Here is a 25,651-nt window from a genome sequence, read left to right as displayed (position 1 = left end):
CGGGTCCGGAAACACAATATGAGTCCCAAGCAAGACGGTGCGGCGGCGCAAGCCCCCGCACCCGCCGGCGATGCCCCCGCCGCGCGCGCCGCATGGCTGCGCGCGGAAATCGATCGCCACAATTACCGGTATTACGTGCTCGACGAACCGTCGATTCCCGATGCGGACTACGACGCGCTGTACCGCGAGCTGCAGGCCATCGAGGCCGCGCATCCCGAGCTGCTGACGCCCGACTCGCCCACCCAGCGCGTGGGCGGCCAGGCGCTGTCGGCCTTCACCACGGTGCGCCACGTCGTGCCGATGCTGTCGATCCGCACCGAGACCGACACCGAGAGCACCGGCGCCGAAGCCTTCGACGCGCGCGTGCGCCGCGAGCTCGGCCTGGGCGAGGACGGCGCGCCGGTGGAATACATGGCCGAGCTCAAGTTCGACGGCCTCGCGCTGAGCCTGCGCTACGAAAACGGCCTGCTGGTGCAGGCCGCCACGCGCGGCGACGGCACCAACGGCGAGGACGTCACCGCCAACGTCAGGACCATCAAGAGCATCCCGATGCGGCTCAAGGGCGACGCGCCGCCGGTGCTGGAGGCGCGCGGCGAGGCCTACATGCGCCGCGACGATTTCGACCGCCTCAACGCGCGCCAGCGCGAGGCCGGCGAGAAGATCTTCGTCAACCCGCGCAACACCGCCGCCGGCGCGATCCGCCAGCTCGATTCGGCCATCGCCGCGCAGCGCCCGCTGCGCTTCTTCGCCTACGGGCTGGGCGAGACCGCGGGCTGGGACATTCCGCCCACGCACAGCGGCATGCTCGACGCGCTCGAAGCGTTCGGCCTGCCGGTCAACAAGGACCGCCGCGTGGTGCGGGGCGCCGAGGGGCTGGTGGCCTTCCACCGCGAGATCGGCGAGCGCCGCGAGGCCCTGCCGTTCGACATCGACGGCGTGGTCTACAAGGTCAACCGGCTCGACCTGCAGCGCCGGCTCGGCTTCGTCTCGCGCGAGCCGCGCTGGGCGGTGGCGCACAAGTACCCGGCGCAGGAGCGCACCACCACCGTGCTCGGCATCGACGTGCAGGTCGGCCGCACCGGCGCCATCACGCCGGTGGCGCGGCTGGCGCCGGTGTTCGTCGGCGGCGCGATGGTGTCCAACGTCACGCTGCACAACCAGGACGAGATCGAGCGCCTGGGCGTGCTGATCGGCGACACCGTGATCGTGCGGCGCGCCGGCGACGTGATTCCCGAAGTGGTGGCGGTGGTCGCGGAGCAGCGCCCGCCCGGATTCGATCCGCTCGCGGCGGAGCTGCCCGAGCCGTACCGCCGCTTCGTCATGCCGGACAAATGCCCGGTGTGCCAGTCGCACGTGGTGCGCGAGGAAGGCGAGGCGGTGGCGCGCTGCACCGGCGGGCTGACCTGCAAGGCGCAGCGCAAGGAGTCGATCCGGCATTTCGCCGCGCGCCGCGCGATGGACATCGAAGGGCTGGGCGAGCGCCACATCGACAACCTCGTCGAGTTCGAGCGCATCGCCAGCGTGGCCGACCTGTACCGCCTGACGCGCGACGACTTCCTCGACGTCAAGCGCCTGGCCGACGAGCGCGACGACGTGGTGCCCGAGACCGTGGCGCAGGGCAAGATCGCCACCAAGTGGGCCGACAACATCCTCGAAGGCATCGCCGCCAGCAAGGAACGGCCGCTGGCGCGCTTCCTGTTCGCGCTCGGCGCGCGCCACGTCGGCGAGTCCACCGCCAAGACCCTGGCCGACTGGCTGGGCCGGCTGGCCTGGGTGCGGCGCGCGCCGCTGCCGCTGCTGCGCGTGCTGCCGGACGTGGGCGAGGTGGTGGCCGAGTCGATCTACGAATTCTTCAAGGAGCCGCGCAACGAGACGGTCATCGACGACCTGCTGCGCTACGGCGTGGTGCCGGTCGAAGGCGGCCGCCCGCTGCCGGCGCTGGCCGACAAGCTCGCGCTGCCGGTTTTGCTGGCGGCGCTGGGCGTGCCCAAGCTCACGGCGCTGCGCGCCGAGCAGCTCGCGCAGGACCTCGACAGCCTGGACCAGCTCGCCGACGCCAGCGCCGAATGGCTGGCCGAGCGCAAGCTGCCGGCCGACGCGCTGGCCTCGCTGCAGGAATTTCTCGGGCGCGAAGGCGCGCGCGGGCAGCTGCGCGATCTCTCGGCGCTGCGCGCCGAACTGCTGGCCGAACTGCCCGCGCCCGACGAGGTCGCGCAATCGCCGCTGGCCGGCAAGACCTTCGTGCTGACCGGCTCGCTGCCGACGCTGTCGCGCGACGAGGCCAAGGACAAGCTGGAAGCCGCCGGCGCCAAGGTGGCCGGCTCGGTGTCGAAGAAGACCGATTACGTGGTGGCCGGCGCCGAAGCCGGCAGCAAGCTGGAGAAAGCGCTCGCGCTCGGCGTCACGGTGCTCGACGAGGCCGCGATGCTGGCGCTGCTCGCCGGCGCCGCCAACGAAGCAGAACCCAACGGAGAACAATCATGATCCGCGACATCCTCAAGATGGGCGATCCGCGGCTGCTGCAGGTGGCGCGGCCCGTCACGCGCTTCAACACGCCCGAGCTGCGCACGCTGATCGACGACATGTTCGACACGATGGACCACGCCAACGGCGCCGGCCTCGCCGCGCCGCAGATCGGCGTGGACCTGCAGGTGGTGATCTTCGGCTTCGACCGCAACCCGCGCTATCCCGACGCGCCGACCGTGCCCAAGACGGTGCTGATCAACCCGGTGCTGACGCCGCTCGGCGACGAGCAGGAAGAAGGCTGGGAAGGCTGCCTGTCCGTGCCAGGCCTGCGCGGCGTGGTGCCGCGCTTCACGCGGTTGAAATACACCGGCTTCGACATGATGGGCGCGCCCATCGAGCGCGTGGCCGAGGATTTCCACGCGCGCGTGGTGCAGCACGAATGCGATCACCTGCAGGGGATCCTGTACCCGATGCGGGTGAAGGACTTCACGCGGTTCGGCTTCACCGAAGTGCTGTTTCCCGAGCTGCCGCCGAACAGCGACGACTGAGCGGAAAACCCGCTGCCCGCGGGGGCGCTCTGCATTCCCCGCAAACCTTCGTCAGCCACAGGTTTGCTCCCCTCTCCCGCGAAGTGGGAGAGGGGCCGGGGGAGAGGGGCCGGGGAGAGGGCGGGCGCTTGCGAATGCCGCCGTGCCGGAAAAACCGTCGGCTCCGTTTCTCGCCCCGGAGACCGCGAAAAGCCAGGCCCCGCCGCTTTTCCATATCTGTTGGATATGGAAAAGCCAATTTCCATATATTTTACCTGCGCCCCGCGCGGTGCTACCGTCTCGCTCCACATCCCGGGCCATTTCAACCGGGAGCCTAGGAGGAGACAAGATGAAGACCGTTCGTTGCGGCCGCGCATTGGCGTGGCCGGTATTGGCTGCCGCGCTGTCGGCCAGCCTGCTGCTCGGCGGCTGCGGCGGGGACGATGCCGCCAGCGCCGGCCCGGCCGTGCCGGGCGGCACGGCGGGCAACGGCTCGCCCGCCACGCCGGTGGATCCCGGCTCGCCCTCGCTGTCGCCGCAGGATGCCTGCACGGCGCTGGCCAGCGCCACGCTGCCGGCTTCCGCGCTGGCGCTGTCCAATGGCGGCGTGCAGGTGGCCTCGGCCACGCTGATCGCCGCCGATGCCGCCGGCAACACGCTGGGCGAGTACTGCGCGGTGCGCGGCCAGATCCGGCCCGTGGACGCCAGCGCGCCCAGCATCAACTTCGCGCTCAACCTGCCCACGGCCTGGAACGGCAAGGCCATCCAGTTCGGCGGCGGCGGCTTCGACGGCAAGCTGATCGACGGCACCGAGACCGTGCGCTTCGCGCTGCCGGACGACCCGGCGCCGCTGGCGCGCGGCTACGCCACCTGGGGCGACGATTCCGGCCACCAGAGCGGCAGCATCACCGACGGCACCTTCGCCGCCAATGACGAGGCGCTGGCCAACTACGGCGGCGACACCCTCAAGAAGACCCACGACGCCGCGCTCGCACTGCTCAGGCAGCGCTACGGCCGCGCGCCGGACCGCGCGTATTTCCTCGGCACCTCCACCGGCGGGCGCGACGCGCTGAGCTACATCCAGCGCTGGCCGGCCGACTACGACGGCGTGATCGCCAACGAGCCGGCGCTCAACTACACCGGCACGCGCCTGTCGAACGTGGCGGTGGGCCGCGCGCTCTACCTCAACGGCGGCGCCGGCTGGCTCAACATCAACAAGACGCTGCTGGTGCAGAGCGCGGCGATGGCCGCCTGCGACCGGCTCGACGGCGCGGCCGACCAGGTGGTCAGCAACGTGGAAGGCTGCCGCGTGGGCGCCATGCAGGTGCTGGCCGGCCTGCGCTGCCCGGGCGGCACCGATGCCGGCGACACCTGCCTGTCCGATGCGCAGATCGACACCGTCAAGACCATCGAGAACCCGCTGCAGTTGAGCTACCCGATCGCCAACGGCGTCACCGTGGCGGGCGGCTACAACCTGCTCGAAGGCGCGCTGGTGGCGGGGCCGTTCACCACGCGCGACCTCGGCACGCGGGCGGTGCCGGGCAATCCGGCCACCACGGCGGACGCCAATGTCTACCTGACCGGCGACCAGTGGGTGAAGTATTTCGTCACGCGCGTGGCCAGCTTCGACTCGCTCACCTTCGACCCCGCCAGCCCGGGCGCCTACACCGCGCGCGTGCAGCAGGTCTCGGCGCTGACCGACGCCACCAACCCGGACCTGTCCGGCTTCCTCGGCCACGGCGGCCGGCTGATCCTGCTGCACGGCCTGGCCGACGAGGTGATCAGCCCCAACTCCACCATCGCGTGGTTCCAGGCCGTGACCGGGCGCGTGGGGCAGGCCGCGGTGGACCAGGGCATCCGCTTCTACACCGTGCCCGGCATGGGCCACGGCACCGGCAGCTTCCTGCCGGCGTGGAACTCGCTGACCGCGCTGGAGAACTGGGTGGAGCAGGGCGTGGCGCCGGGCACCCGCACGGTGATGGACACCAATGCGCAGACCTATGGCCGCGCGCGGCCGCTGTGCCAGTACCCCTCGTGGCCCAAGTACAAGGGCTCGGGCAGTCTCGACGCCGCCATCAACTACAGTTGCGCCGGCAGCAGCGGGCCGCCGCAGTCGTGCCTGAACCTGCCTGCGGCCGCGACCAGCTACAAGGGCGGCAACATGCTCGGCGAGGAACTGACGGTGCGCCTCGACCCGGCCACGCTGAACTACACCGTGACCATCGACGCCAGCCTGCAGCGCGCCGGCGGCACCGCGCGCAGCGGCACGCTGGTGGCGCAGGGCGGCTGCACCTTCTCCAGCGGCGAGAACGGGGCCTTGTTCACGCTGACCGGCGGCGGCGTGATGCTGGGCGGCGTGGCCAACGCCACCGGCGCGGGCTTCGCGCCGCTGCTGGCCTTCGAGAACGTCAGCAGCGACTACAAGGCGGTGGCCGACATCTACAACGTCAACGGCATCCAGTACGCGGTGGCGGGCGGCGCGGCCAGCGTGGTGAACGGCTCGGCGCGGCTGCGCTCGTCGGCGGCGACGTGGCAGACCTGCGCGGACCCCGTCACCGGCGGCTTCATCACCTACGACGCGGGCTGCACCGCGACCACCAAGGGCTATATCGCCTGGAACAGCGCACGCAATGCCTTCGACTACTTCGTCGGCGGCTCGCCCACCGCGGGCGGCGGCACGCTGAGCGGCTCGCTGATCAGCGGCATGGTCAACGGCAAGCCGGTGCCGCTGGTGCTGACGCGCTCGGCCACGGCCTACGGCATGCACTTCTACGCGCCGCAGCCGGCCACGCTGCCGCTGGCCGCGGGCGCCGCGGACGGCGCCTACCGCGTCAGCGTGAGCGACGGCACGCAGCTCAACGCCGACCTCGCGGGCCTGGCCATCACGCGCGGCAGCGCCAGCGGCACGCTGACCTACAACCAGCCGGTGCTGGGCGTGATCGGCGCGGCCGGCGCGGTGAGCGGGGCGTACACGGTGAGCGGCGGGGTGCTGTCCGGCACCGGCACCGGCACCGGCAGTTTCGAGCTGGGCTTGCTGTACTGAGCCGGGCGCGCGCCGCGGGCTTCAGGCGGCGCCCGCGGCCGGCTTGCCGCGGCGGCGGTAGCGCGCCGCGGTGCGGTGGGTCAGCGCGACCAGCGCGGCGCAGGCGGGATTGTCGTCGTTCTCGCGGTAGACCAGCGTGAGCGGGGCGCGCAGGCGGTCGGTTTCCTGCATCGGCAGGTAGGCCACGCCGTGCGGGTTGAGGCCGGCCATCGAGGCCGGCACCACGCTCACGCCGGCGCCGGCCGCCACCAGATTGAGGTTGCTCAGCATGCGCTCGACCTCCACGCCGATGCGCGGCGTGAAGCCGAGCTGCTCGCACACGTTGAGCAGGTCGCCGTACATGCCCGGCGCGCCGGGCCGGCGCACCAGGATGAAATCGTCGCCGGCCAGCGCGCGCAGCGAGACCGGCCCCTGCGCCGCCGCGCCGCGCTGGCGCAGCAGCGGATGGTCCAGCGGCAGCGCGATCACCATTTCTTCTTCCAGCAGCAGATCGAAGCGCAGCCCGGCGGGCCGTTCCACCGGCGCGCGCAGCAGCGCCACGTCCAGGTTGCCCGAGGCCAGCTGCTCGGTGACTTCGGCGGCGTTGCTCTCGCCCAGCTTGAGCGCGATGCCGGGGTGCTGGCGGCGGCAGGCGCGCAGCACCTCGGGCGTGAGCTTGTGGGCGGCGGCCGAGCTGGTGAAGCCGACCGAGAGCGAGCCTTCCTCGCCGCGCGCCATGCGCTGCATGCGCTGGCGGGCCTGCTCCAGGCGCGCGAAGATGTCGAGCACGTCGGCGCGCAGCGCGCGGCCGGCGGCGGTCAGCGCCACGCCGCGCGGCTGGCGCTCGAACAGGATCACGCCCAGCTCGGTTTCCAGCGCCTTGAGCTGCTGCGACAGCGGCGGCTGCTGGATGCCGAGCTGCTCCGCGGCGCGCGTGATGTGGCCGGTTTCGGCCACCGTGAGGAAATAGCGGAGGTGTCTCAGTTCCATTGCCGGGTCCGGTGGTTCTTGTGCCAGGACATATTCATGAAATATGCCGTAGCGAGAAAGCATATATTTTACATTCGGTGGCGGCCGGCTTAGCATGATCCGGTGCGCTTTTGCGAAGTAAGGTCCGCAAGGACGGAAAGCGGCGGAAAGGTCGGAAAGGTCGGAAAGCGGGCGCCCGTGCGCCGCTGCATCGGGAGACAGGACATGAAGAGCTTGCGTCGCGCGCTGTGCGCATTGGGCCTGCTGGCCGCCGCTGCCCAGTTCGGCTGCGCCGCGCCCGGGCCGGACGGCGCCACCGTGGCCTCCGCGGTGTCCGCTGCCGCGGACGCGGAAGAGACCGAGGGCCCGGTCGACAGGGCCGCGGCGGCGGCCGTGCACTGGCAGCGCGTGCGGCTCGGCAGCGGGGCGCGGGCCTACGATTTCCCGGTCTACGCCAACCATGCGCTGGACGGCGACCTGCGCCGCATCCGCGAGGTCGTCTTCGTGCAGCACGGCTTGCAGCGCAACGGCGACGATTATTTCGTGGCCGGCGCGGCGCTGCTCAGGCAGACCGGGCGCAACCCCGACGAAGTGCTGCTGCTGGCGCCCAACTTCCCCGGCACGCCCGACCGCGACAAGGGCTTCGGCAATATGCCGGTGTGGAGCGTGCAGGGCTGGATGAGCGGCGAGAATGCCGTCGGCGGGCCGGTCCCGGTCAGTTCGCTGCAGGTGCTGGACGACCTCGTCGGGCTGGTCACGGACAAGTCCCGCCTGCCCGCCGTGACGCGCGTCACGGTGGCCGGGCACTCGGGCGGCGGCCAGCTGGTGCACCGCTACGCGGTGCTCAACAATGTCGACGAGCGCATCCGCGCGTCCGGCATCGACCTGCGCTACGTGGTGGCCAACCCGTCGTCGTATCTCTATTTCACGCCCGAGCGCCCGAGCGGCAGCGGCTTCGCGCCGTATGACACCGCCGTCTGCGCGGACTACGACAAATATCGCTACGGCATGCGCGACATCGTGCCCTACGCGCAGGGCGCCACCGGCGACGCGCTGTTCCGCCGCTACCGGCAGCGCCAGGTGACTTACCTGGTCGGCGCGGACGACAACGATCCCAACCAGCGCGTGCTCGACAAGGCCTGCGGCGCCGAGGCCGAGGGGCCGACGCGCCTGGCGCGCGCGCGCGGCTACCTGCGCTACGAAGCCTGGCTGGGCGCGAGGCCGGGCGGCCCGGCGGCGCCGGCGCATCACCAGGCGTTCGAGGTGATCGGCGTGGGCCACAACCAGAGCCGCATGCTTGGCTCGCAGTGCGGGGCCAGGGCCGTGTTCGGGCTGGCGGAGTCGGCCAATGCCGGGGGCGCGGCTTGCCGCGCGCCGCGGCTGTAGCGCGTCTCCGGCCACCTGATTTTCTGGCCGCCGGGTTTGCCCGGGCGGCCAGGACGGCCGCGCGGTGCTAGCATGACGCCTCGTGCCGTCCCGATGTCCGGTGCCGGCCGCACTTTTCCGTCGCCGTCATGCCTTTCTCCTGGGGCCCGGGCGCTGGCGATCCACCGCCGCGCACCTGCCCGTCCCGCTTTTCCCCGTTTCCCGCCTCGCTGCCGCCGGCCGACGCCGCGCGGCGGCGCCAGCTTGGCGCGCTGGCCGGCCTGTCGGCGGCCGCCGCGCTGGGCCTGTACCGCGCTCCCGCCCATGCCGCCGAGCCGGCCTGCCGGCTGCTGGTCGGCTATGGCGCCGGCGGCGGCGCCGACCACGTGGCGCGGCTGGTGGCCGACGCCCTCAGCCAGGACGGCAGCCTCACCGTGGTGGAGAACCGTCCCGGCGCGGCCGGGCAGATCGCGCTGCACGAGGCGGCCCGCGCGAGCGCCGCGCGGCCCACGCTGCTGCTCGGCACGGTGGGCTCGGTCAGCATCGCGCCGCTGCTGGCGCAGGCTCAGCCACTGTCCTTGATGCCGCTGGCCATCATCGCCAGCACGCCGCACGTGCTGCTGTCCTCGGCCTCGGCGCCGGCCATGCACCTGCCCGCCTTGCTGGAGGACGCGCGCAGGCACCCCGGCGAGATCGGCTACGCCTCGCTCGGCATCGGCTCGAGCGCGCACCTGGTCGGCGAGCTGCTGTGCCGCCAGGCGGGCGTGCAGATGACGCACATCCCGTATCCGGGCAGCGCCCGCGCCATGACCGACCTGCAGGGCGGCTACGTGCCGGTGCTGGTCAGCACGCTGCAGGCCTCGCTGCCGCTGATGCGCCAGGGCCGGCTGCGCGCGCTGGCCGTGACCGGCACGCGGCGCAGCGCGCTGGCGCCGCAGGTGGCGACGTTCGGGGAGTTCGGCATTGCCGGCATGGCGCAGCAGGCCTGGTATGGCGTGCTGGCGCCGTCCAGCTGGACGGCGCCGCAGCGCACGGCGCTGGTCGAGCGGCTCGGCCGCGTGCTGGCGGCGCCCGCGCTGCACGAGCGCCTGCACGCGGACGGCGCCGAGCCGGTCGCGCTGACCGGCATGGCCGCGCAGGACTACCTGGCCGGGCAGCGCGAGGTGTGGCAGCAGGCCGTGGCGCTGGTCGGCGCGCGGCTGGGCTGAAGATGCGCTGACGGCCCGTCCGGTTCCGGGGGGCGTTTCAAGATGAAGCGGTCCTGGCTGGGGCGGAGCAGGGAACTCGGATCGCATCGCGATCCGCCTGCGCAGCGGTGCGCGCGGCAGTACAGGCAGTACTTGCCGTGCCACGCAACGACGCCAGGATCTTTTCTTGAAACGACTTCTTATGCCGATCCCGCGGGCCGTGGCGGGCGCCGGGCATCAGCGCGCAAGCCATTGCGCCTTGTCGCCGCCGAGCCGGGGCGTCGTGCCGAACCAGCGGGGCGGGGTTTCGGACATGCGGATCACCGGCCCCAGGCTCTTCAGATCGCCCCAGCAGGTACTGTCGTCGCATACCGAGAGCGCTTCGAATTCCTCGCGCGACAGGCGGCCCGGCGCATGGTCGAAATGCTGCAGGAGTCCCTGCCGCTGCAACAGCATGGCGGACTGGCACAGCGACACCTGCACCCGATAGGTTCCGCCTTCCCGGGCACGGCGCGCCAGCGCGATCATCGCGCCGAACGTGCCGAGGAAGCCGGTGAGGAAGTCGCACATGAAGACCGGTGTCAGCCTGGGCTGCCCGGCCCCGGTGGCGATGCCCTGGGTGTGGCAGATGCCGGTCACTGCCTGGGCCACCTGGTCCCAGCCCGCGCGGTCGGCAAACGGGCCGCCGGAGCCGTAGCAGTTGACGCTGACGTGCACGAGTCCGGGACGCAGCCGCGCCAGTTCGTCGACGCCGAAGCCGTGGGCTTCGAGCCGGCGCGGCCGATAACCGTCGATGAAGACGTCGGCTTCCCGCACCAGCTCCCGCAGCCGCCGGGCCTCGTCGGCGCGGTCGAAGTCGAGGAAGCAACTGCGCTTGCCGTGGCTGGTGTCGCGCACGAAGGCCGGCACCTGGGGCAGCGACGGCGCCGTGACCATCAGCACGTCGGCGCCGTGCTCGGCCATGCCGAGGCCGGCCGTCGGGCCGGCCAGGATGCGCGTCAGGTCCAGCACCCGGATGCCCGAGGCCGGCTGGCTGCCGGCCGGCAGCGGCTGCGGGGCGCCGTCCGCCAGCTTGGTGATCTCCACGACCGGGCGCGATGCCAGGTAGGCCCCGTGCGGGTGTGCCAGCCATTCCTGCGGCGTGCGGATCTTGCCGGCGCAAGCCAGCGCTCGCGCGATGGCGTCCTCCAGTTCGTCCGAGTTCCAGCGGCCCACGCCCGCGGCGACCGACGCCGGGGTGCTCTCGCAGTCCAGCACGTCCAGCACGCGCCGCTCCAGATGGGGCAGGTTGGTGTGCGGCAAGACCCAGCGGCCATCGGCGGCGCGCCAGGGTTGCGTGAGCGAGATCATGTGCCTGAGTTCCGGCGACGAGGGTATCGGCTGATAGCGGCCTTGCGCATCGCGCCTGAGCGTCATGTCGCCCCCGGCCAGCGAGGTTGCGGCGGCGGCCCGCACGTCCACGCCGATGGACTGGCGCCGGCCGGTCCGAAGTTCCCACAGGTCGTTGGCGGCCACCGCGCGGGCCGCCAGGACGTCGGCGGACGTTGCGCCGATGCGGAACGGGGACTGGAACAGCGGATCTTCTCCGGTGATCGTCACCTCCCCTTGTGTCAGCGGTTGTCCGGCGCGAATGGCCATGAGTTCCGCGAAGGCGCCCGTGCGCCCGTTTCCGCTGTCGATGTCTGCATTGCTCATGCTGTGTGTTCCTTCTTTTTTCAGTTTGCGGTTCGAGCCGTCATGCACGTCCAGGCAGGGCTGGTCCCGATGCAGTCGATGGCTGTCGGCCATCCTTCCTGCGCAGGAAGGATGGCGGGTTCGGAAGCCTGCCGGCGGCGGGCGCTTCAGGCCGCGGCTTCAAGCCGTTGCCGCACCGGACGCTGCGTCGCCAGGGAGGCGATGACGCATGCCGCGAAGGCAAGCGGTACGGTGATCAGTGCCGGCGGGTCGATGGGAAAGGCCGGCTGCGCGTGGCCCAATACCTTCACCCACACGGACGGCCCGAGGATGGTGAGCAGCAGCGACGACGCCAGGCCGATACCGCCGCCCACGACCGCGCCGGCCGAGGTCATCTTCTTCCAGTAGATGGCCAGGATCAGCACCGGGAATGTCGAAGAGCACGCAATCGAGAACGCGAGACTGATCATGTAGGCCACGTTCTGGTTGCGGAAAGCGATGCCGAGCAGGATCGCCAGCGCGCCGAGCACGACGCTTGCCACCCGCACGATCCGGATTTCGTCCGGCGAGTCGGAGCCCGGCTTCCTGAACAGCGCGCCGTAGATGTCGTGGCTGATCGCGCAGGCGCCGGAAAGCGTGAGCCCGGCGACGACGGCCAGAATCGTGGCGAAGGCGATGGCCGACACCGCCCCGAACATGATGTCGCCCCCGAGCAGGTGCGACAGGTGGAGTGCCGCGGTGTTGCCCCCGCCGATCAGCGCGCCCTTCGCATCCAGATATTCAGGATGCTGGCGCAGCAGCGCCAGTGCCCCGAAACCGATGATGAACATCATGGCGTAGAAGCTGTTCATGAACACGGTGGCCCACAACACCGAACTGCGCGCCGCCCTGGCATCGGGCACGGTGAAGAAGCGCATGAGAACATGCGGAAGTCCCGCGGTGCCCAGCATCAGCGCGATGCCCAGCGAGAGGCCGGAGACGGGGTCCCGCGCCAGGGCCTGCGGGATCAGGATGCCGTCCTTGCCCGGATGCACGGCGACGGACTTCTGCAACAGTTCGCTCATGCTGAAGCCGAACCGGGACATCACGAGCACGCAGATCATCACGCCGACGCTCAGCATCAGCACGGCCTTGACGATCTGTACCCAGGTGGTGGCCATCATTCCGCCGAACACGACATACATGACCATCAGCACGCCGACCAGGAGGATGGCGTAGGTATAGTCGATGCCGAACAGCAACTGCACGAGTTGCCCCGCGCCGACCATCTGCGCGATGAGATAAAAGGCGACGATGATCAGCGAGGCGCAGGCCGAGAAGACCCGTACCGCATTGCCGCTGAGCCTGGCGCAGACCACATCGGTGAAGGTGTACTTGCCGAGCTTGCGCAGCTTGCCGGCCATCAGGAAGACCACGATGGGCAAGCCGGTGGTGTAGCCGATCGCGTAGACCAGGCCGTCGAAGCCGCTGGAAAAAACCAGGCCGGTCAGGCCCAGCAAGGCGCCGGCGGAGAGCGCGTCGCCGGTGATGGCCAGCCCGTTCTGGAACCCGGAGATGCGGCCGCCGGCGGCATAGAAATCGCTGGCCGACTTCGTCTGCCTTGCCGCCCACCAGGTGATGCCAAGGGTCATGGCAATGACTGCCACGAACAGGGCGAGCGAAGTGATGCTGGCCGTGCCCACGGAGGCGGATTGCGCTGCCACGGCACGGGTCGCGGCGGCGGCGAGAAATATCGCGAGTATTCGCTTTTTCATTTTTTCTCTCCGCTCGCGCTCGCATCGATGCGCCGGACGTAGACGACCGTCAGCAGGGTGCCGCAGGCGATCACCAGCAGCCCGGCGACGAACGACGCGGGCAGGCCGGTCCCCGGCACGGTCGCCCGCAGCGAATCCGCGGCAAAACAACTCGTCAGGAGAAAGGTGAAATAGACGAGCACCTGCAATGCCGTCAATGACAGGCTGAAACCCAGGGGCTCCTCAGCCTCGGCCGCGGCAAGATTGTCCATATGAAGACCTCCATAGATACAACAGTGGCTAGATCGGGAACGCAGATCCGGAACGCCGGTCCCGGGAGGCAATCCGGCATTCGCGGCACGCGATGCCGTTGCCCGGCAGGTCCGCCCTTCCGTACCTGACGTTGAGCGACATCATGGGCAAGGTCCCGGGGTTCGGAGAAACGGTTAAATTCGATGGAAGCGATCTGCCAAAGAGATGACACGCAACCGTGCGCAAGCAGGAACCAAGATGGGGCGCGTCAAGGCAGCTGCGGGCACTTGCGCACCAAAAAGCGAAGCCGCGCGTCGCGCGGCGTTCGGCCATCCGCGCGGCAGCCTGTACGGCGAAGGGCCGGCCGGCCCTGGAAGAAAGAATTGGCATGCCGTTTGCTTCCCATCTCCGAAACAGTCTTCGCTCGAAGCCTCGCAATCTGTTTGAGGAATGCCGGACCATGGAAGTCAACGACCTGATCACGTTCGCCACGGTTGCGCGCCATGCGAGCATTACGCGCGCGGCCAGGGAGCTGCACACGGTTCAGTCCAACGTCACGAACCGGGTCAAGAGTCTCGAGGAAGAGGTGGGGCTGCCGCTGTTCGAGCGGCACAGCCGCGGTGTCGCGCTGACCAGTGCCGGCATGCGGCTCCTGCCGTATGCGGCACGCGCCGTGGCGTTGCTTCAGGAAGCGACGAAGGCCGCGCGCGACGACGGCGAGGCGCGGGGACGCCTGGCCATTGGCACGATGGAAACCACCGTGGCGGTCCGCCTGCCCGAAGTGCTGGCGGCCTATCACGCGAAATGTCCCGCCGTGGAACTCGAAGTGTGGACCGGCCCGACCGCCGAACTGGTCCGCAAGGTGCTGGACAACGAAGTAGAGGGCGCCTTCGTCGCCGGTCCGATCGACCACCCGTTACTGGCGGCGGAGCAGGCCTACGAGGAGAAGCTGGTGCTGGTGACGTCGCGGCGCTGCCGCGGCCTATCCGACCTTCACGATGAGTCGGTCCCGTTGACGGCACTCATGTTCAGGATGGGCTGCTCCTATCGGCAGCGCCTCGAACAACTGCTCGCGCAGCTTGGCAGGCCGAGCTATCAGCGCCTTGAATTCGGAACGCTGGAAGGGATACTCGGATGCGTGGGGGCCGATGTCGGCATCACGGTCCTTCCCCTCAGCGTGGTCGAGAAATCGTCGCTAAGGGAGCGGCTCGCGGTGCATGAGATCGCCCCGGAGATCGCCAGGGCTCCGACGCTGTTCATCCGGCGCAAGAGCGTTCATGAATCGACCGCGATGCGGCTGTTCCGGGCGTGCTTCGCCGAGGCTGCCGATGCGACCGAGGCTGCCGATGCGACCGATTCCGCCGGGTGCCGCGCGGCCGGCGAACCCGCTTTTCCGGACCTCGGGCTGCCGCCCGACGAGGACCGGGGCCCGAGGCCGGCAGGTCTGCCGGCGGACATCCTGCTGCCGGCATACCCGCTGCGTGGCGCCGATGCGGTTGCCGGCGCGGCGCAGGACCAGGCGGCATACGTATAAGCCGCCTCGCCGGCAGCCGCCGCCATCGGGTTCCGGCCGCGCGGCTCAGAACTTCTCGAACGGGCCGAGGAAGCGCCACTGGCCGACCGGCAGGTCGCCCAGCACGATGCGGCCCATGCGCACGCGCTTGAGGCCGACCACCTTGAGCCCGACCTGCTCGCACATGCGGCGGATCTGGCGTTTCTTGCCTTCGCGCAGCACGAAGCGCAGCTGCTCCTCGTTCTGCCAGCTAACCTTGGCCGGCTTGAGCGCCTCGCCGTCGAGCGACAGGCCGTGGCGCAGCTTCTCGATCAGCTCGGCGGGGAAGAGGTTCGAGATATTGCGCTCGACCAGGCCCTGCGGCGATTCCCACTGCACGCGCACCAGGTATTCCTTCTCCACGGTGGAGTCTTCGCCGATCAGGTGGCGCGCCACGCGGCCGTCCTGGGTCAGCACCAGCAGGCCGGTGGAGTCGATGTCGAGCCGGCCGGCGGGGGCCAGGCTCTTGCGCTGCCACGGCGCGAGGCGCTTGCGGGTGGGGTCCTGCTCCCACTGGTTCTCGGGCGCGAACAGCACCGCGGCCGGCTCGTAGCCGTCCTCGGCCTGGCCCGACACATAGCCTACCGGCTTGTGCAGCAGCACGGTCACGCGCTCGCCCTGCTCGGAGCGCGCGGCCTGGTGGATCTCGATATTGGCGTCCGGGCCGACGCGCGAGCCGAGCTCGGTCACGGGCTGGCCGTCGACCAGCACCCAGCCGCGCGGAATCCATTCGTCGGCTTCGCGGCGCGAGCACAGGCCCAGTTCCGACATGCGCTTGGACAGCCGCACCAGGCCGTCGGCGCCGTCTTCGGCGCGCGGCGCCTGCGGCGCGGGCGCGGGGCGCTCGGCGCGCACCGGACGCTCGGTCTGCTGCGCGCGTTCCGGCCGGCCGCCGCGGTAGTCGCGCTGGCCGCCGTCGTGCGGGCGGCGCGGGCGGTCATTGTTCTCGCCGGGGGCGAAACGGCGCGGCCGGTCCTGGCCTTCGCCCGGAGCAAAGCGGCGCGGCCGGTCGTCGCCCTCGCGCGGGCCGAAGCCGCGCTGGCGGTTGTCGCCTTCGCCGCCGAAGCGGCGCGGGCGGTCCTGGCCTTCGCCCGGGCCAAAGCGGCGCGGCCGGTCGTCGCCCTCGCGCGGGCCGAAGTTACGCTGGCGGTTGTCGCCTTCGCCGCCGAAACGGCGCGGGCGGTCCTGGCCTTCGCCGGGCGTGAAACGGCGCGGCCGGTCGTCGCCCTCGCGCGGGCCGAAGTTACGCTGGCGGTTGTCGCCTTCGCCGGGCGTGAAACGGCGCGGCCGGTCGTCGCCCTCGCGCGGGCCAAAGTTGCGTTGGCGGTTGTCGCCTTCGCCACCAAAGCGGCGCGGGCGGTCCTGGCCGTCGCCGGTGCGCGGGCCGCGCGCGGGGCGCTGCGCGCCGTCCTCGGGTTTCCTGCGCGCGCCGCCGGCGCGCTCCTGGGCCTGCTTGATGCCGTCGACCACGGCGCGCACGCGCTGGCGGTTCAGGTCGGACACCCGCACCGGCCGGGTGGGCTTGCGGGTGTTGCCGGCGGGCGCGGTCTTGATGCCCAGCGTCTTGCGCTTGGGCGAAGTGTCATCGGTCATATCTTCAATGCGGGGCGTCCGGCCTAGATGGCCAGCGCCGCCAGCAGGTCCTGTTCAAGCTGTAGCTGCAATTTGTTGTCCGAGGCGAGGCGGCTGCCGTCGACCAGGAAAACGTCTTCCACCCGCTCGCCGAGCGTGTTGATGCGGGCGGTATGCACCGAGATGCGGTGCTTGGCCAGTACGCGCGAGATCGCGTACAGCAGGCCGGTGCGGTCGTTGGCCGAGAGCGACAGCAGGTAGTACTGGCCGCGCTCGTCGGGGCGCAGGTCCACGCGCGGCTTGATCGGGAAGCTGCGCGACTGGCGCGACAGCCGCCCTTGCGAGGGTTCCGGCAGCGGCGCGTTCGGGCGCAGGCGCTCGGCCAGCTCGTGCTCGACCAGCGCGATGATGTCGCGGTAGTTGCCGCTGGCCGCGCTGCCGATGCCGGGGTCGGTGACCTGGAAAGTGTCGAGCGCGTAGCCGTGGCGGGTGGTGTGGATCTTGGCTTCCTGGATGGAGAAGCTCTTGCGTTCGAAATAGCCGCAGATGCGCGTGAACACGTCGGGCTGGTCCTTGACGTAGACCGCCACCTGCATGCCTTCGCCGGCGGCGGACACGCGCGCCTTGACCACCGGGGCGTCGCCGTCGACCTTGTCGTAGAGGTGGCGCGTGAGCCAGGCGATGTCGCGCGCGTCGTGGCGCAGGAAGAAGGCCACGTCGAGCTGGGCCCACAGCGGCTTGCCCAGTTCGGGGTCGAAGGCCTTCAGGCGCAGCTGCGCGATGGTGTCTTCCTTGCGCTGCGACCACAGCGAGTGCGGGTCGACGCGGGCGCCGCCGAGCACGCGCAGCGTGATGCGGTAGAGGTCTTCGAGCAGCTTGCCCTTCCACGCGTTCCACACCTTGGGGCTGGTGCCGCGGATGTCGGCCACGGTCAGCAGGTAGAGCGCGGTCAGGTAGCGCTCGCTGCCGACCACGCGGGCGAAGGCGTGGATCACGTCCGGGTCGGTCAGGTCCTGCTTCTGCGCCACGTGGCTCATGGTCAGGTGGTGCTCGACCAGCCAGGCGATCAGGTCGGTGTCCTCGCGCGCGATGCCGTGCTGCTTGCAGAAGCGGCGCGCGTCGGTGGTGCCGAGCTTGGAGTGGTCGCCGCCGCGGCCCTTGGCGATGTCGTGGAACAGCGCCGCCACCCACAGCACCCAGGGGCGGTCGAAGGTGGCCATCAGCCGGCTGCAGAACGGGAACTCGTGGGTGTGCTCGACCACGGCGAAGCGCCGCATGTTGCGCACCACCATGAGGATGTGCTGGTCCACCGTGTAGACGTGGAACAGGTCGTGCTGCATCTGGCCGACGATGCGGCGGAAATTGCTCAGGTAGCGGCCCAGCACGCTGGTCTGGTTCATCAGGCGCAGCGCGTGCGTGATGCCCTGCGGCTCCTGCACGATGGCCAGGAACAGGCGGCGGTTCTCGGGGTCGTTGCGCCAGTGCGCGTCCATCACCGTGCGCGCGTTGTACAGGCCGCGCAGCGTGCGCGGCGACAGGCCCTTGACGCCGGGCGTGCGCTCGTACACCAGGAAGGTTTCGAGGATGGCGTGCGGCTCGCGCTCGTAGAGGTCGTCGCTGGTGATCTCCAGCATGCCCTGGCGTTCCACGAAGCGCTCGTTGATGACGCGCGTCACCTTGGATTCGCTGGGGAACAGCATCGCCTCGATGTTGAGCAGCAGCACGCTGTTGAGCTGGGTGACCGCCTTGGCGGCCCAGTAGTAGCGCCGCATCAGCTGCTCGCTGGCGCGCTTGTTGTTGTTCTGGCGGTAGCCGAACGATTCGGCCAGCGCGGTCTGCAGGTCGAACACCAGCACGTCCTGGCGGCGCCCGGCCACCAGGTGCAGGCGCGCGCGGATGGTCTTGAGCAGGCGCTCGTTGCGCTGCAGTTCCTGCGCCTCGCGCTCGCTCAGCAGGCCGCGCTCGAACAGCTCCTTCCAGCTGTCGCCGAAGCCGGCCGCCTTGGTCATCCACAGGATCACCTGCAGGTCGCGCAGGCCGCCCGGGCTTTCCTTGCTGTTGGGCTCGAGCGCGTAGGGCGTGTCCTGGTACTTGGCGTGGCGCTGGCGCATTTCCAGCAGCTTGGCCTGGAAGAACGCGCGCGGGTCGAGGTCGGCCTGGTAGCGCGTCTGCAGCTCGGCGAACAGCTTGCGGTTGCCGGTCAGCAGGCGCGCCTCGAGCAGCGAGGTTTGGATGGTGACGTCCTGGCGCGACTCGCGGATGCAGTCGTCCACGGTGCGCACGGCCGAGCCGATCTCCAGCCCGAGGTCCCAGCACAGGCCGATGAATTTCTCCAGCCGGCGCGCGGTGTCGTCGTCGGGCTCGGCCGGCAGCAGCAGCAGCACGTCCACGTCCGAGTACGGGAACAGCTCGCCGCGCCCGTAGCCGCCCACGGCCACCAGCGCGCACTGCGCCGGCAGGGCCAGCCCGCGCCAGGCCTCGACCAGCGCGGCGTCCACCGCGCGCCGCAGGCGCGTGAGCAGGTGGCCGACGTGGCCGTGCGCGCTGAAGTCGTCGAACACGGCCTGCTTGCCGGCTTTCAGCTGATCGCGAACACGGGTGGCGAGGATGAGTTCCGGCGTGGCGTCCATGACTTGGGCTTGGGACATCGAAAGGGCGATGGGTTGCTGGGGAGCGACGAAGAAACGGCGAAACGATGAAGCGGCGAAACAGCGAAGCGGCGGCTGAAACAAGAAGGGCGCCAACTTGGCGCCCGGGGTAGCGTCAGGCTGCGACGGAATCGGTGACGAAGGCCGGCGGCGCCTGCGTGCCCGCCGAGACGGTGAGCACGTCGTAGCCGGTCTCCGTCACCAGGATGGTGTGCTCCCACTGCGCGGACAGGCTGCGGTCGCGCGTCTTGACGGTCCAGTGGTCGGGCATGGTGCGGATCTCGCGCTTGCCGGCGTTGACCATCGGCTCGATCGTGAAGATCATGCCGGGCTGGATCTCCATGCCGGTGCCGGGGCGGCCGTAGTGCAGCACCTGCGGGTCTTCGTGGAAGTTCTTGCCGATGCCGTGGCCGCAGTATTCGCGCACCACGCTGTAGCCGGCGCCTTCCGCGTGGACCTGGATCACGTGGCCGATGTCGCCGAGGTGGGCGCCGGGGCGCACCTGCATGATGCCCTTCCACATGCATTCGAACGTGACCTGGGCCAGGCGCTTGGCCAGGATCGAGCCTTCGCCGACGATGAACATGCGGCTGGTGTCGCCGTAGTAGCCTTCCTTGGTGATGACGGTGATGTCCAGGTTGATCGCGTCGCCGGACTTCAGCACGCGCTCGCCCGGGATGCCGTGGCAGATCACGTCGTTGACCGAGGTGCAGATCGCGCCGGGGAAGGGCGGGTAGCCGGGCGGGGCGTAGTTCAGCGGCGCCGGCACGGTGCCCTGCACGTCGCGCATGTAGGCGTGGCACAGCCGGTCGATCTCGCCGGTGGTGATGCCGGGCTTGACGAAGGGCGTGATGTAGTCGAGGACCTCGGAGGCCAGCCGGCACGCTACCCGCATCTGGGCGATATCGTCGGCGTTCTTGATATGGATGCTCATGCTGCTCGCAAAAGTGGCGGCGAAGCCACTGGCTGCGCCTCAAGTCGAATCTGAAAGACGGGATTATCGCACCATCGCGCCCCTGCCGCAGCCAAAATGGGCCGCCGGGGCGCCCCGGCCGGGCCTGGCGGGCGCGGGGGCGGGGCGCATGCCGGACGCATCGGCCCGGCACCGCCACCGTGCCGTCACAGTACCGGCCCCCTTGAGCGAAGTCCGGTTTTGTTGCTACAATCTTGGGCTGGCTTTCTCATGACCGCCTTCGGGCGTGGCAATGCCGTCGTTTGCAGTCGTTCTGCTCGCGCCGGGTATTGTCGGATGTATTGTCAAATGCACGTCGAATGTGCGTTCGGCGCTGCATCTGGAAGCCAGAGATCGTGAAATCGCGAGTCCGTCCATCCGGGGTGTTCCTGTTGAGGAATGTCGGGGCGGACTTCAGACCTAACCCTTTTGGAGAATTTTCATGTCCGTTACCATGCGCGAAATGCTGGAAGCCGGTTGCCACTTCGGCCACCAGACCCGCTTCTGGAACCCCAAGATGGCACCGTTCATCTTCGGCCATCGCAACAAGATCCACATCATCAACCTCGAAAAGACGTTGCCGATGTTCCAGGACGCGCTGAAGTACGTGCGTCAGCTGGCAGCCAACCGCGGCACCGTGCTGTTCGTGGGCACCAAGCGCCAGTCGCGCGAAATCCTCGCTGAAGAAGCCGGCCGCGCCGGCATGCCCTACGTCGACGCCCGCTGGCTCGGCGGCATGCTGACCAACTTCAAGACCGTCAAGATCTCGATCAAGCGCCTCAAGGACATGGAAGCCGCCAAGGAAGCCGGCGCGCTGGAAACCATGAGCAAGAAGGAAGCGCTGATGTTCGAGCGCGAAATGGACAAGCTGCAGAAGTCCATCGGCGGCATCAAGGACATGGGCGGCGTGCCTGACGCCATCTTCGTGGTGGACGTCGGCTACCACAAGATCGCCGTGACCGAAGCCAACAAGCTGGGCATCCCCGTGATCGGCGTGGTCGACACCAACCACTCGCCCGAAGGCATCGACTACGTGATCCCCGGCAACGACGACTCGAGCAAGGCCGTGGCCCTGTACGTGCGCGGCGTGGCCGACGCGATCCTGGAAGGCCGCGCCAACGCGGTGCAGGACGTGGTTGAAGCCGCCCGCGGCGGCGACGAATTCGTCGAAGTCGAAGAAGCCTGAAGCCCGCTGCCGAAAGGACCCCGCGCGCAAAAGTAGCCGACCATCATCGCTAGCCGACCGGCCCGGAGCCGGTTCTGCGCGCAGCCGGGGCTTTCCGGCACACAAGGGGGCGGAAGTTACGCCCCCTTTTTTTGAATTGTTGTCATCCGCCGCAGGCATGATCCGTCGCGGGTGAAGTTTGAGCATACCGCCGGCCGGGGCCCGCCAGACCCAGCGGGGCAGGCCGGTGCGAACCATTCAAGGAGTGACAAATGGCGGCAATTACCGCAAGCATGGTGGCAGAACTGCGCGCGAAGACCGACGCGCCGATGATGGAATGCAAGAAGGCCCTGACCGAGGCCGACGGCAACCTGGAAAAGGCTGAAGAACTGCTGCGCGTCAAGCTCGGCAACAAGGCCAGCAAGGCCGCTTCGCGCGTGACCGCCGAAGGCGTGGTGGTGTCCTTCATCGACGGCACCACCGGCGCGCTGGTCGAACTGAACTGCGAAACCGACTTCGTGTCGAAGAACGACGACTTCCTGGCCTTCTCGGCCAAAGTCGCCGAGCTGGTCGCCAAGCAGAACCCGGCCGACGTGGCCGCCCTGTCGGCGCTGGAAATCGACGGCGTGTCGGTGGAAGCCACCCGCACCGCGCTGATCGGCAAGATCGGCGAGAACCTGGCGATCCGCCGTTTCGCCCGCTATGCCAACGGCGGCAAGCTGGCCGCCTACCTGCACGGCACCCGCATCGGCGTGATGGTCGAGTTCGACGGCGACGAAGTGGCCGCCAAGGACGTGGCCATGCACGTGGCGGCGATGAAGCCGGTGTCGCTGTCGTCGGCCGACGTGCCCGCCGAGCTGATCGCCAAGGAGCGCAGCATCGCCGAGCAGAAGGCCGCCGAATCGGGCAAGCCGGCCGAGATCGTCGCCAAGATGGTGGACGGCTCGGTGCAGAAGTACCTGAAGGAAGTGTCGCTGCTGAACCAGACCTTCGTGAAGAACGACAAGCAGACCGTCGAGCAGATGCTCAAGGCCGCCAACACCGCGGTCAAGGGCTTCACCCTGTACGTGGTCGGCGAAGGCATCGAGAAGAAGCAGGACGATTTCGCCGCCGAAGTGGCCGCCCAGGTGGCAGCCGCCCAGAAGGGCTGAAGTCCGGGCGGTCCGCCCCGGCCGCGCCACGGTGCGGCAGGGCACGAAAGGGCCGCCGTATAATGCCGAGGGGCACCGCGAGGTGCCCCTCGGCACAAATGACGGCCGCGGCGCGCGCACTGGCGCGGGCGGCGGCCGCCACGGTTGGTTTTCATAGCCTGTTTCCGCAGTCGTCTGGCCTGCCATGCCGCAGCCAGGCTACCCCGAAAACCGGCTTTCCTGGCGGCGGCGCGCCGGTTGGCGCCGTCCGCCTGCATCAAGTCTGCATCCAAAATATCCGGCTCGACAGAACGAGCCGGACCAGCTCCGGGAATCCCTATGCCTGCCTATAAGCGCGTCCTACTGAAATTGTCCGGCGAGGCCCTGATGGGCGACGATGCCTTCGGCATCAACCGCTCCACCATCGAAGGCATGGTCAACGACATTGCCGAGATCGTGAAGCTCGGCGTGCAGGTCGCGGTGGTGATCGGCGGCGGCAACATCTTCCGCGGCGTGGCCGGCGGGGCGGCGGGCATGGACCGCGCCACGGCCGACTACATGGGCATGCTGGCCACCATGATGAACGCGCTGGCGCTGCAGGACGCCATGCGCCACGCCAACATCGAAGGCCGCGTGCAGTCCGCGCTGCGCATGGACCAGGTGGTCGAGCCCTATATCCGCCCGCGCGCCATCCGCCAGCTCGAGGAGGGCAAGGTGGTGATCTTCGCCGCGGGCACCGGCAACCCGTTCTTCACCACCGACACCGCCGCGGCGCTGCGCGGCGCCGAGATCGGCGCCGAGATCGTGCTCAAGGCGACCAAGGTGGACGGCGTCTACACCGCCGACCCCAAGAAAGACCCGAGCGCCACGCGCTACACCACGATTTCCTTCGACGAGGCCATCTCGCGCAACCTGCAGGTGATGGACGCCACCGCGTTCGCCCTGTGCCGCGACCAGAAGCTGCCGATCAAGGTGTTCTCGATCGTCAAGCCCGGCGCGCTCAGGAGCGTCATCCTGGGCGAGGACGAAGGCACGCTGGTGCACGTGTAAAAGGCTGCCCGGCGCCGCGGGCAGGGCGCTACCCCGCGGGGTAGCGCGGGCCGCGGCAAAGAGTAGAATGATTCATTTTCGATCCCGGCATCCGGGGTCATGATTACCCGTTTTTCCCGGAGGTAAAGATGAGCGTCGCCGACACCAAGAAGAGCGTCGAGCAGAAGATGCAGAAGACCATCGAAGCGTTCAAGGCCGACCTGGCCAAGATTCGCACTGGTCGCGCGCACACGGGTCTGCTCGACCACGTGCAGGTCGATTATTACGGATCGCCGGTGCCGATCAGCCAGGTGGCCAATGTGGGCCTGGCCGATGCCCGTACCATCAGCGTGCAGCCGTGGGAAAAGAAGATGGTGGGCGCGGTCGAGAAGGCGATCCGCGATGCCGACCTGGGCCTGAACCCGTCCACGATGGGCGACGTCATCCGCGTGCCGATGCCCATGCTGACCGAGGAGCGCCGCAAGGAACTGACCAAGGTCGTCAAGGGCGAGGCCGAGGGCGCCAAGGTCGCCGTGCGCAACCTGCGCCGCGACGCCAACGAGCAGTTCAAGAAGCTGGTCAAGGACAAGGCCATCTCCGAGGACGACGAGCGCCGCGGCCAGGACGAGGTGCAGAAGCTGACCGACAAGTTCGTCGCCGAGATCGACAGGATGGTCGCCGAGAAGGACAAGGAGATCATGACGGTGTGACGCGCCCGGTGGCGGCTTGCCAGCCGCCGCCGTGTCCGGTACCGTTTCCCACCATGCATCACATCAGTTCCACGCTCGGCGTCCCCGAAGCCACCTATGTGCCCCGCCACGTTGCCATCATCATGGATGGCAACGGCCGCTGGGCGACCCAGCGGCACCTGCCGCGCGTTGCCGGCCACAGCCGTGGCCTGGATGCAGTCCGGGCGGTGGTCGAGGCGTGCGCGGCGCGGGGCGTGCAATACCTGACCCTGTTCGCCTTCAGCTCGGAGAACTGGCGCCGCCCGGCCGACGAGGTCTCGTTCCTGATGCGGCTGTTCATGACCGCCCTGCGCCGCGAGGTGGTCAAGATGCACGCCAACAACATCCGCGTGCGCGTGGTGGGCGACCTGGCCCGCTTCAGCCCGCGCATCCAGCAGCTGATCGCCGACGCCGAGGCGCGCACGGCCGGCAATACCGGCCTGACCGTGACCATCGCCGCCAACTACGGCGGCCGCTGGGACCTGCTGCAGGCCATGCGCAAGATGCTGCAGCGCTCGCCCATGCTCGACCCCGAGGCGGTCGACGAATCCGTGCTGGCGCCGCACCTGGCGATGGCCTACGCGCCCGAGCCGGACCTGTTCATCCGTACCGGCGGCGAGCAGCGCATCAGCAATTTCCTGCTGTGGCAGCTTGCCTACTCGGAGCTTTATTTCACCGAAGTGTTCTGGCCCGATTTCGACGCCGCCGAGCTCGACAAGGCCTTCGCCTCGTACCGCCAGCGCGAACGCCGCTTCGGCCGCACCAGCGCGCAGGTGGTGGCGCCATCCGGGTTGTCGGGCACGGCCTGAAGCCGCCGCCCGGACCTCATTCATCCTCTACCGGGACTCCCGCAGCGCATGCTCCTTACCCGTGTCATCACCGCCGTATGCCTGTTGCTGCTGATCCTGCCGATCCTGTTCCTGGCGCCGCCGTCGGCGCTGGCCGGCCTGGTGGCGGTGATCGTGCTGCTCGGGGGCTGGGAGTTCGGCCGCCTGATCGGGCTGCGCGGGTTCTGGCCCTACGTCTACGCGCTGGCCTGCCTGCTGGCGCTGGCCGGCTGGCAGGCGCTGTCCGGCCCCGATGCGCTCACCCGCCTGCTGCAGATCGGCGTGGCCTGCTGGGGCGTGGCCGTGGTGCTGCTGGCGCGCGGCGTGCGCCGCGCCACGCCGGGTTTCACGGCGCTGGGCGTGGTGCTCGGCCTGTTCATGCTGCCGGCCTTCGGCCATGCCACCCTGGTCCTGCGCGGGCTGGGCATCGGCGTGCTGCTGTCGGTGGCGGTGCTGGTGTGGGCGGCCGACATCGGCGCCTATTTCGTCGGCAAGGCCGTCGGGCGGCGCAAGCTGGCGCCGTCCATCAGCCCGGGCAAGTCCTGGGAGGGCGCGCTCGGCGGCTGGGCGCTGGCGCTGGCGATCTCGCTCGCGCTGGCCGCCACCCACGCATTTTCCCCGACCTGGTTCTCGCGCATGGCCGACCACGGCGGCCTGGCCATCGTGGCGCTGCTGGCCACGCTGCTGGTGATCGCCAGCGTGGTCGGCGACCTGTTCGAATCGCTGCTCAAGCGCCAGGTCGGCATGAAGGACAGCAGCCGGCTGCTGCCCGGCCACGGCGGCGTGCTCGACCGCATCGACGCGCTGCTTCCCGTTTTCCCGCTGGCCGCCTTGCTGGCCATCTATCTTTGAG

Annotated in this window: 18 protein-coding genes and 1 pseudogene; 12 read left to right on the top strand and 7 right to left on the bottom strand. The window is 69.6% G+C overall.

Going from position 1 to position 25,651, the window contains the following annotated elements; translation table 11 throughout:
- Positions 1-18 precede the first annotated feature (18 nt).
- The 3 genes from ligA to KF708C_RS18110 all read left to right on the top strand — a co-directional run bounded on the left by ligA (position 19) and on the right by KF708C_RS18110 (position 6,036).
- A complete protein-coding gene (gene ligA / locus KF708C_RS18120; protein ID WP_059412822.1) occupies positions 19-2,484 on the top strand; it encodes an NAD-dependent DNA ligase LigA in 2,466 nt (821 codons plus the stop codon).
- Positions 2,481-3,014, top strand: coding sequence for a peptide deformylase (gene def / locus KF708C_RS18115; RefSeq protein ID WP_020204559.1), 534 nt, complete (start codon positions 2,481-2,483; stop codon positions 3,012-3,014). Before ligA ends, def begins: the two co-directional genes overlap by 4 nt.
- Positions 3,015-3,342: 328 nt before the next feature.
- Complete coding sequence (locus KF708C_RS18110; RefSeq protein WP_059412821.1) at positions 3,343-6,036, top strand: tannase/feruloyl esterase family alpha/beta hydrolase; 2,694 nt, start codon at positions 3,343-3,345, stop codon at positions 6,034-6,036.
- A gap of 21 nt (positions 6,037-6,057) precedes the next feature.
- Here KF708C_RS18110 and KF708C_RS18105 read toward each other — a convergent pair whose 3' ends face one another.
- Positions 6,058-7,005, bottom strand: coding sequence for a LysR family transcriptional regulator (locus tag KF708C_RS18105; protein WP_020204557.1), 948 nt, complete (start codon positions 7,003-7,005; stop codon positions 6,058-6,060).
- Between the two features lie 204 nt (positions 7,006-7,209).
- Here KF708C_RS18105 and KF708C_RS18100 point away from each other — a divergent pair, with 204 nt between their 5' ends.
- Positions 7,210-8,370 (top strand): hypothetical protein, encoded by a 1,161-nt coding sequence (locus tag KF708C_RS18100; protein WP_059412820.1) that lies wholly within the window; start codon positions 7,210-7,212, stop codon positions 8,368-8,370.
- Positions 8,371-8,498: 128 nt separating this feature from the next.
- Positions 8,499-9,557 (top strand): Bug family tripartite tricarboxylate transporter substrate binding protein, encoded by a 1,059-nt coding sequence (locus KF708C_RS18095; protein ID WP_020204555.1) that lies wholly within the window; start codon positions 8,499-8,501, stop codon positions 9,555-9,557.
- 216 nt (positions 9,558-9,773) lie between these two features.
- On the opposite strand, the gene KF708C_RS18090 is transcribed toward KF708C_RS18095, so the two are convergent.
- The 3 genes from KF708C_RS18090 to KF708C_RS18080 all read right to left on the bottom strand — a co-directional run bounded on the left by KF708C_RS18090 (position 9,774) and on the right by KF708C_RS18080 (position 13,215).
- Positions 9,774-11,231: a CoA transferase gene (locus tag KF708C_RS18090; protein ID WP_020204554.1), complete on the bottom strand. Its 1,458-nt coding sequence runs from the start codon at positions 11,229-11,231 to the stop codon at positions 9,774-9,776.
- 146 nt (positions 11,232-11,377) lie between these two features.
- Entirely contained in the window at positions 11,378-12,964 is a 1,587-nt protein-coding gene (locus KF708C_RS18085; RefSeq protein ID WP_063923029.1) for a sodium:solute symporter family transporter, read from the bottom strand.
- A complete protein-coding gene (locus KF708C_RS18080) occupies positions 12,961-13,215 on the bottom strand; it encodes a DUF485 domain-containing protein (RefSeq protein ID WP_059412819.1) in 255 nt (84 codons plus the stop codon). The genes KF708C_RS18085 and KF708C_RS18080 overlap by 4 nt, the downstream gene beginning before the upstream one ends.
- A gap of 440 nt (positions 13,216-13,655) precedes the next feature.
- On the opposite strand from KF708C_RS18080, the gene KF708C_RS18075 reads away from it, so the two are divergent.
- On the top strand, positions 13,656-14,729 hold the full coding sequence (locus KF708C_RS18075) for a LysR family transcriptional regulator (RefSeq protein WP_059412818.1): 1,074 nt from the start codon (positions 13,656-13,658) through the stop codon (positions 14,727-14,729).
- Positions 14,730-14,774: 45 nt separating this feature from the next.
- Here the strand turns inward: KF708C_RS18075 and KF708C_RS18070 are convergent, their stop codons facing one another.
- The 3 genes and pseudogenes from KF708C_RS18070 to map form a co-directional block, all read right to left on the bottom strand.
- A complete protein-coding gene (locus tag KF708C_RS18070) occupies positions 14,775-16,340 on the bottom strand; it encodes a pseudouridine synthase (RefSeq protein ID WP_059412817.1) in 1,566 nt (521 codons plus the stop codon).
- Between the two features lie 23 nt (positions 16,341-16,363).
- A complete protein-coding gene (locus KF708C_RS18065) occupies positions 16,364-18,949 on the bottom strand; it encodes a [protein-PII] uridylyltransferase (RefSeq protein ID WP_020203949.1) in 2,586 nt (861 codons plus the stop codon).
- Between the two features lie 133 nt (positions 18,950-19,082).
- Positions 19,083-19,904 (bottom strand): annotated as a pseudogene (gene map / locus KF708C_RS18060) (type I methionyl aminopeptidase); the annotation flags it as partial.
- 457 nt (positions 19,905-20,361) lie between these two features.
- On the opposite strand from map, the gene rpsB reads away from it, so the two are divergent.
- From rpsB to KF708C_RS18030, 6 genes are all read left to right on the top strand, one after another.
- On the top strand, positions 20,362-21,105 hold the full coding sequence (gene rpsB / locus KF708C_RS18055; RefSeq protein WP_020203946.1) for a 30S ribosomal protein S2: 744 nt from the start codon (positions 20,362-20,364) through the stop codon (positions 21,103-21,105).
- Between the two features lie 251 nt (positions 21,106-21,356).
- On the top strand, positions 21,357-22,235 hold the full coding sequence (gene tsf, locus KF708C_RS18050) for a translation elongation factor Ts (protein WP_059412815.1): 879 nt from the start codon (positions 21,357-21,359) through the stop codon (positions 22,233-22,235).
- A 318-nt stretch (positions 22,236-22,553) separates the two neighbouring features.
- A complete protein-coding gene (pyrH, locus tag KF708C_RS18045; protein ID WP_029043808.1) occupies positions 22,554-23,264 on the top strand; it encodes a UMP kinase in 711 nt (236 codons plus the stop codon).
- A gap of 128 nt (positions 23,265-23,392) precedes the next feature.
- Positions 23,393-23,953, top strand: coding sequence for a ribosome recycling factor (gene frr, locus KF708C_RS18040; RefSeq protein ID WP_020203943.1), 561 nt, complete (start codon positions 23,393-23,395; stop codon positions 23,951-23,953).
- 53 nt (positions 23,954-24,006) lie between these two features.
- Positions 24,007-24,780 (top strand): isoprenyl transferase, encoded by a 774-nt coding sequence (locus KF708C_RS18035; RefSeq protein ID WP_020203942.1) that lies wholly within the window; start codon positions 24,007-24,009, stop codon positions 24,778-24,780.
- 48 nt (positions 24,781-24,828) lie between these two features.
- Complete coding sequence (locus tag KF708C_RS18030; RefSeq protein ID WP_059412814.1) at positions 24,829-25,650, top strand: phosphatidate cytidylyltransferase; 822 nt, start codon at positions 24,829-24,831, stop codon at positions 25,648-25,650.
- Position 25,651 lies beyond the last annotated feature (1 nt).

Source organism: Cupriavidus basilensis (assembly GCF_000876015.1).
Lineage (GTDB): Bacteria > Pseudomonadota > Gammaproteobacteria > Burkholderiales > Burkholderiaceae > Cupriavidus > Cupriavidus basilensis_B.
Note: the sequence above shows the minus strand (reverse complement) of the source record. Positions and strands in the feature narration are given on the sequence as shown.

Coding starts and splice junctions, on each gene's coding strand:
- KF708C_RS18110 (WP_059412821.1), top strand. CDS start 3,343: ATGAAGACCGTTCGTTGCGGCCGCGCATTGGCGTGGCCGGTATTGGCT.
- def (WP_020204559.1), top strand. CDS start 2,481: ATGATCCGCGACATCCTCAAGATGGGCGATCCGCGGCTGCTGCAGGTG.
- KF708C_RS18080 (WP_059412819.1), bottom strand. CDS start 13,215: ATGGACAATCTTGCCGCGGCCGAGGCTGAGGAGCCCCTGGGTTTCAGC.
- rpsB (WP_020203946.1), top strand. CDS start 20,362: ATGTCCGTTACCATGCGCGAAATGCTGGAAGCCGGTTGCCACTTCGGC.
- KF708C_RS18100 (WP_059412820.1), top strand. CDS start 7,210: ATGAAGAGCTTGCGTCGCGCGCTGTGCGCATTGGGCCTGCTGGCCGCC.
- pyrH (WP_029043808.1), top strand. CDS start 22,554: ATGCCTGCCTATAAGCGCGTCCTACTGAAATTGTCCGGCGAGGCCCTG.
- KF708C_RS18095 (WP_020204555.1), top strand. CDS start 8,499: ATGCCTTTCTCCTGGGGCCCGGGCGCTGGCGATCCACCGCCGCGCACC.
- KF708C_RS18065 (WP_020203949.1), bottom strand. CDS start 18,949: ATGGACGCCACGCCGGAACTCATCCTCGCCACCCGTGTTCGCGATCAG.
- KF708C_RS18090 (WP_020204554.1), bottom strand. CDS start 11,231: ATGAGCAATGCAGACATCGACAGCGGAAACGGGCGCACGGGCGCCTTC.
- KF708C_RS18085 (WP_063923029.1), bottom strand. CDS start 12,964: ATGAAAAAGCGAATACTCGCGATATTTCTCGCCGCCGCCGCGACCCGT.
- frr (WP_020203943.1), top strand. CDS start 23,393: ATGAGCGTCGCCGACACCAAGAAGAGCGTCGAGCAGAAGATGCAGAAG.
- ligA (WP_059412822.1), top strand. CDS start 19: ATGAGTCCCAAGCAAGACGGTGCGGCGGCGCAAGCCCCCGCACCCGCC.
- KF708C_RS18075 (WP_059412818.1), top strand. CDS start 13,656: ATGGAAGTCAACGACCTGATCACGTTCGCCACGGTTGCGCGCCATGCG.
- KF708C_RS18105 (WP_020204557.1), bottom strand. CDS start 7,005: ATGGAACTGAGACACCTCCGCTATTTCCTCACGGTGGCCGAAACCGGC.
- KF708C_RS18035 (WP_020203942.1), top strand. CDS start 24,007: ATGCATCACATCAGTTCCACGCTCGGCGTCCCCGAAGCCACCTATGTG.
- KF708C_RS18070 (WP_059412817.1), bottom strand. CDS start 16,340: ATGACCGATGACACTTCGCCCAAGCGCAAGACGCTGGGCATCAAGACC.
- tsf (WP_059412815.1), top strand. CDS start 21,357: ATGGCGGCAATTACCGCAAGCATGGTGGCAGAACTGCGCGCGAAGACC.
- KF708C_RS18030 (WP_059412814.1), top strand. CDS start 24,829: ATGCTCCTTACCCGTGTCATCACCGCCGTATGCCTGTTGCTGCTGATC.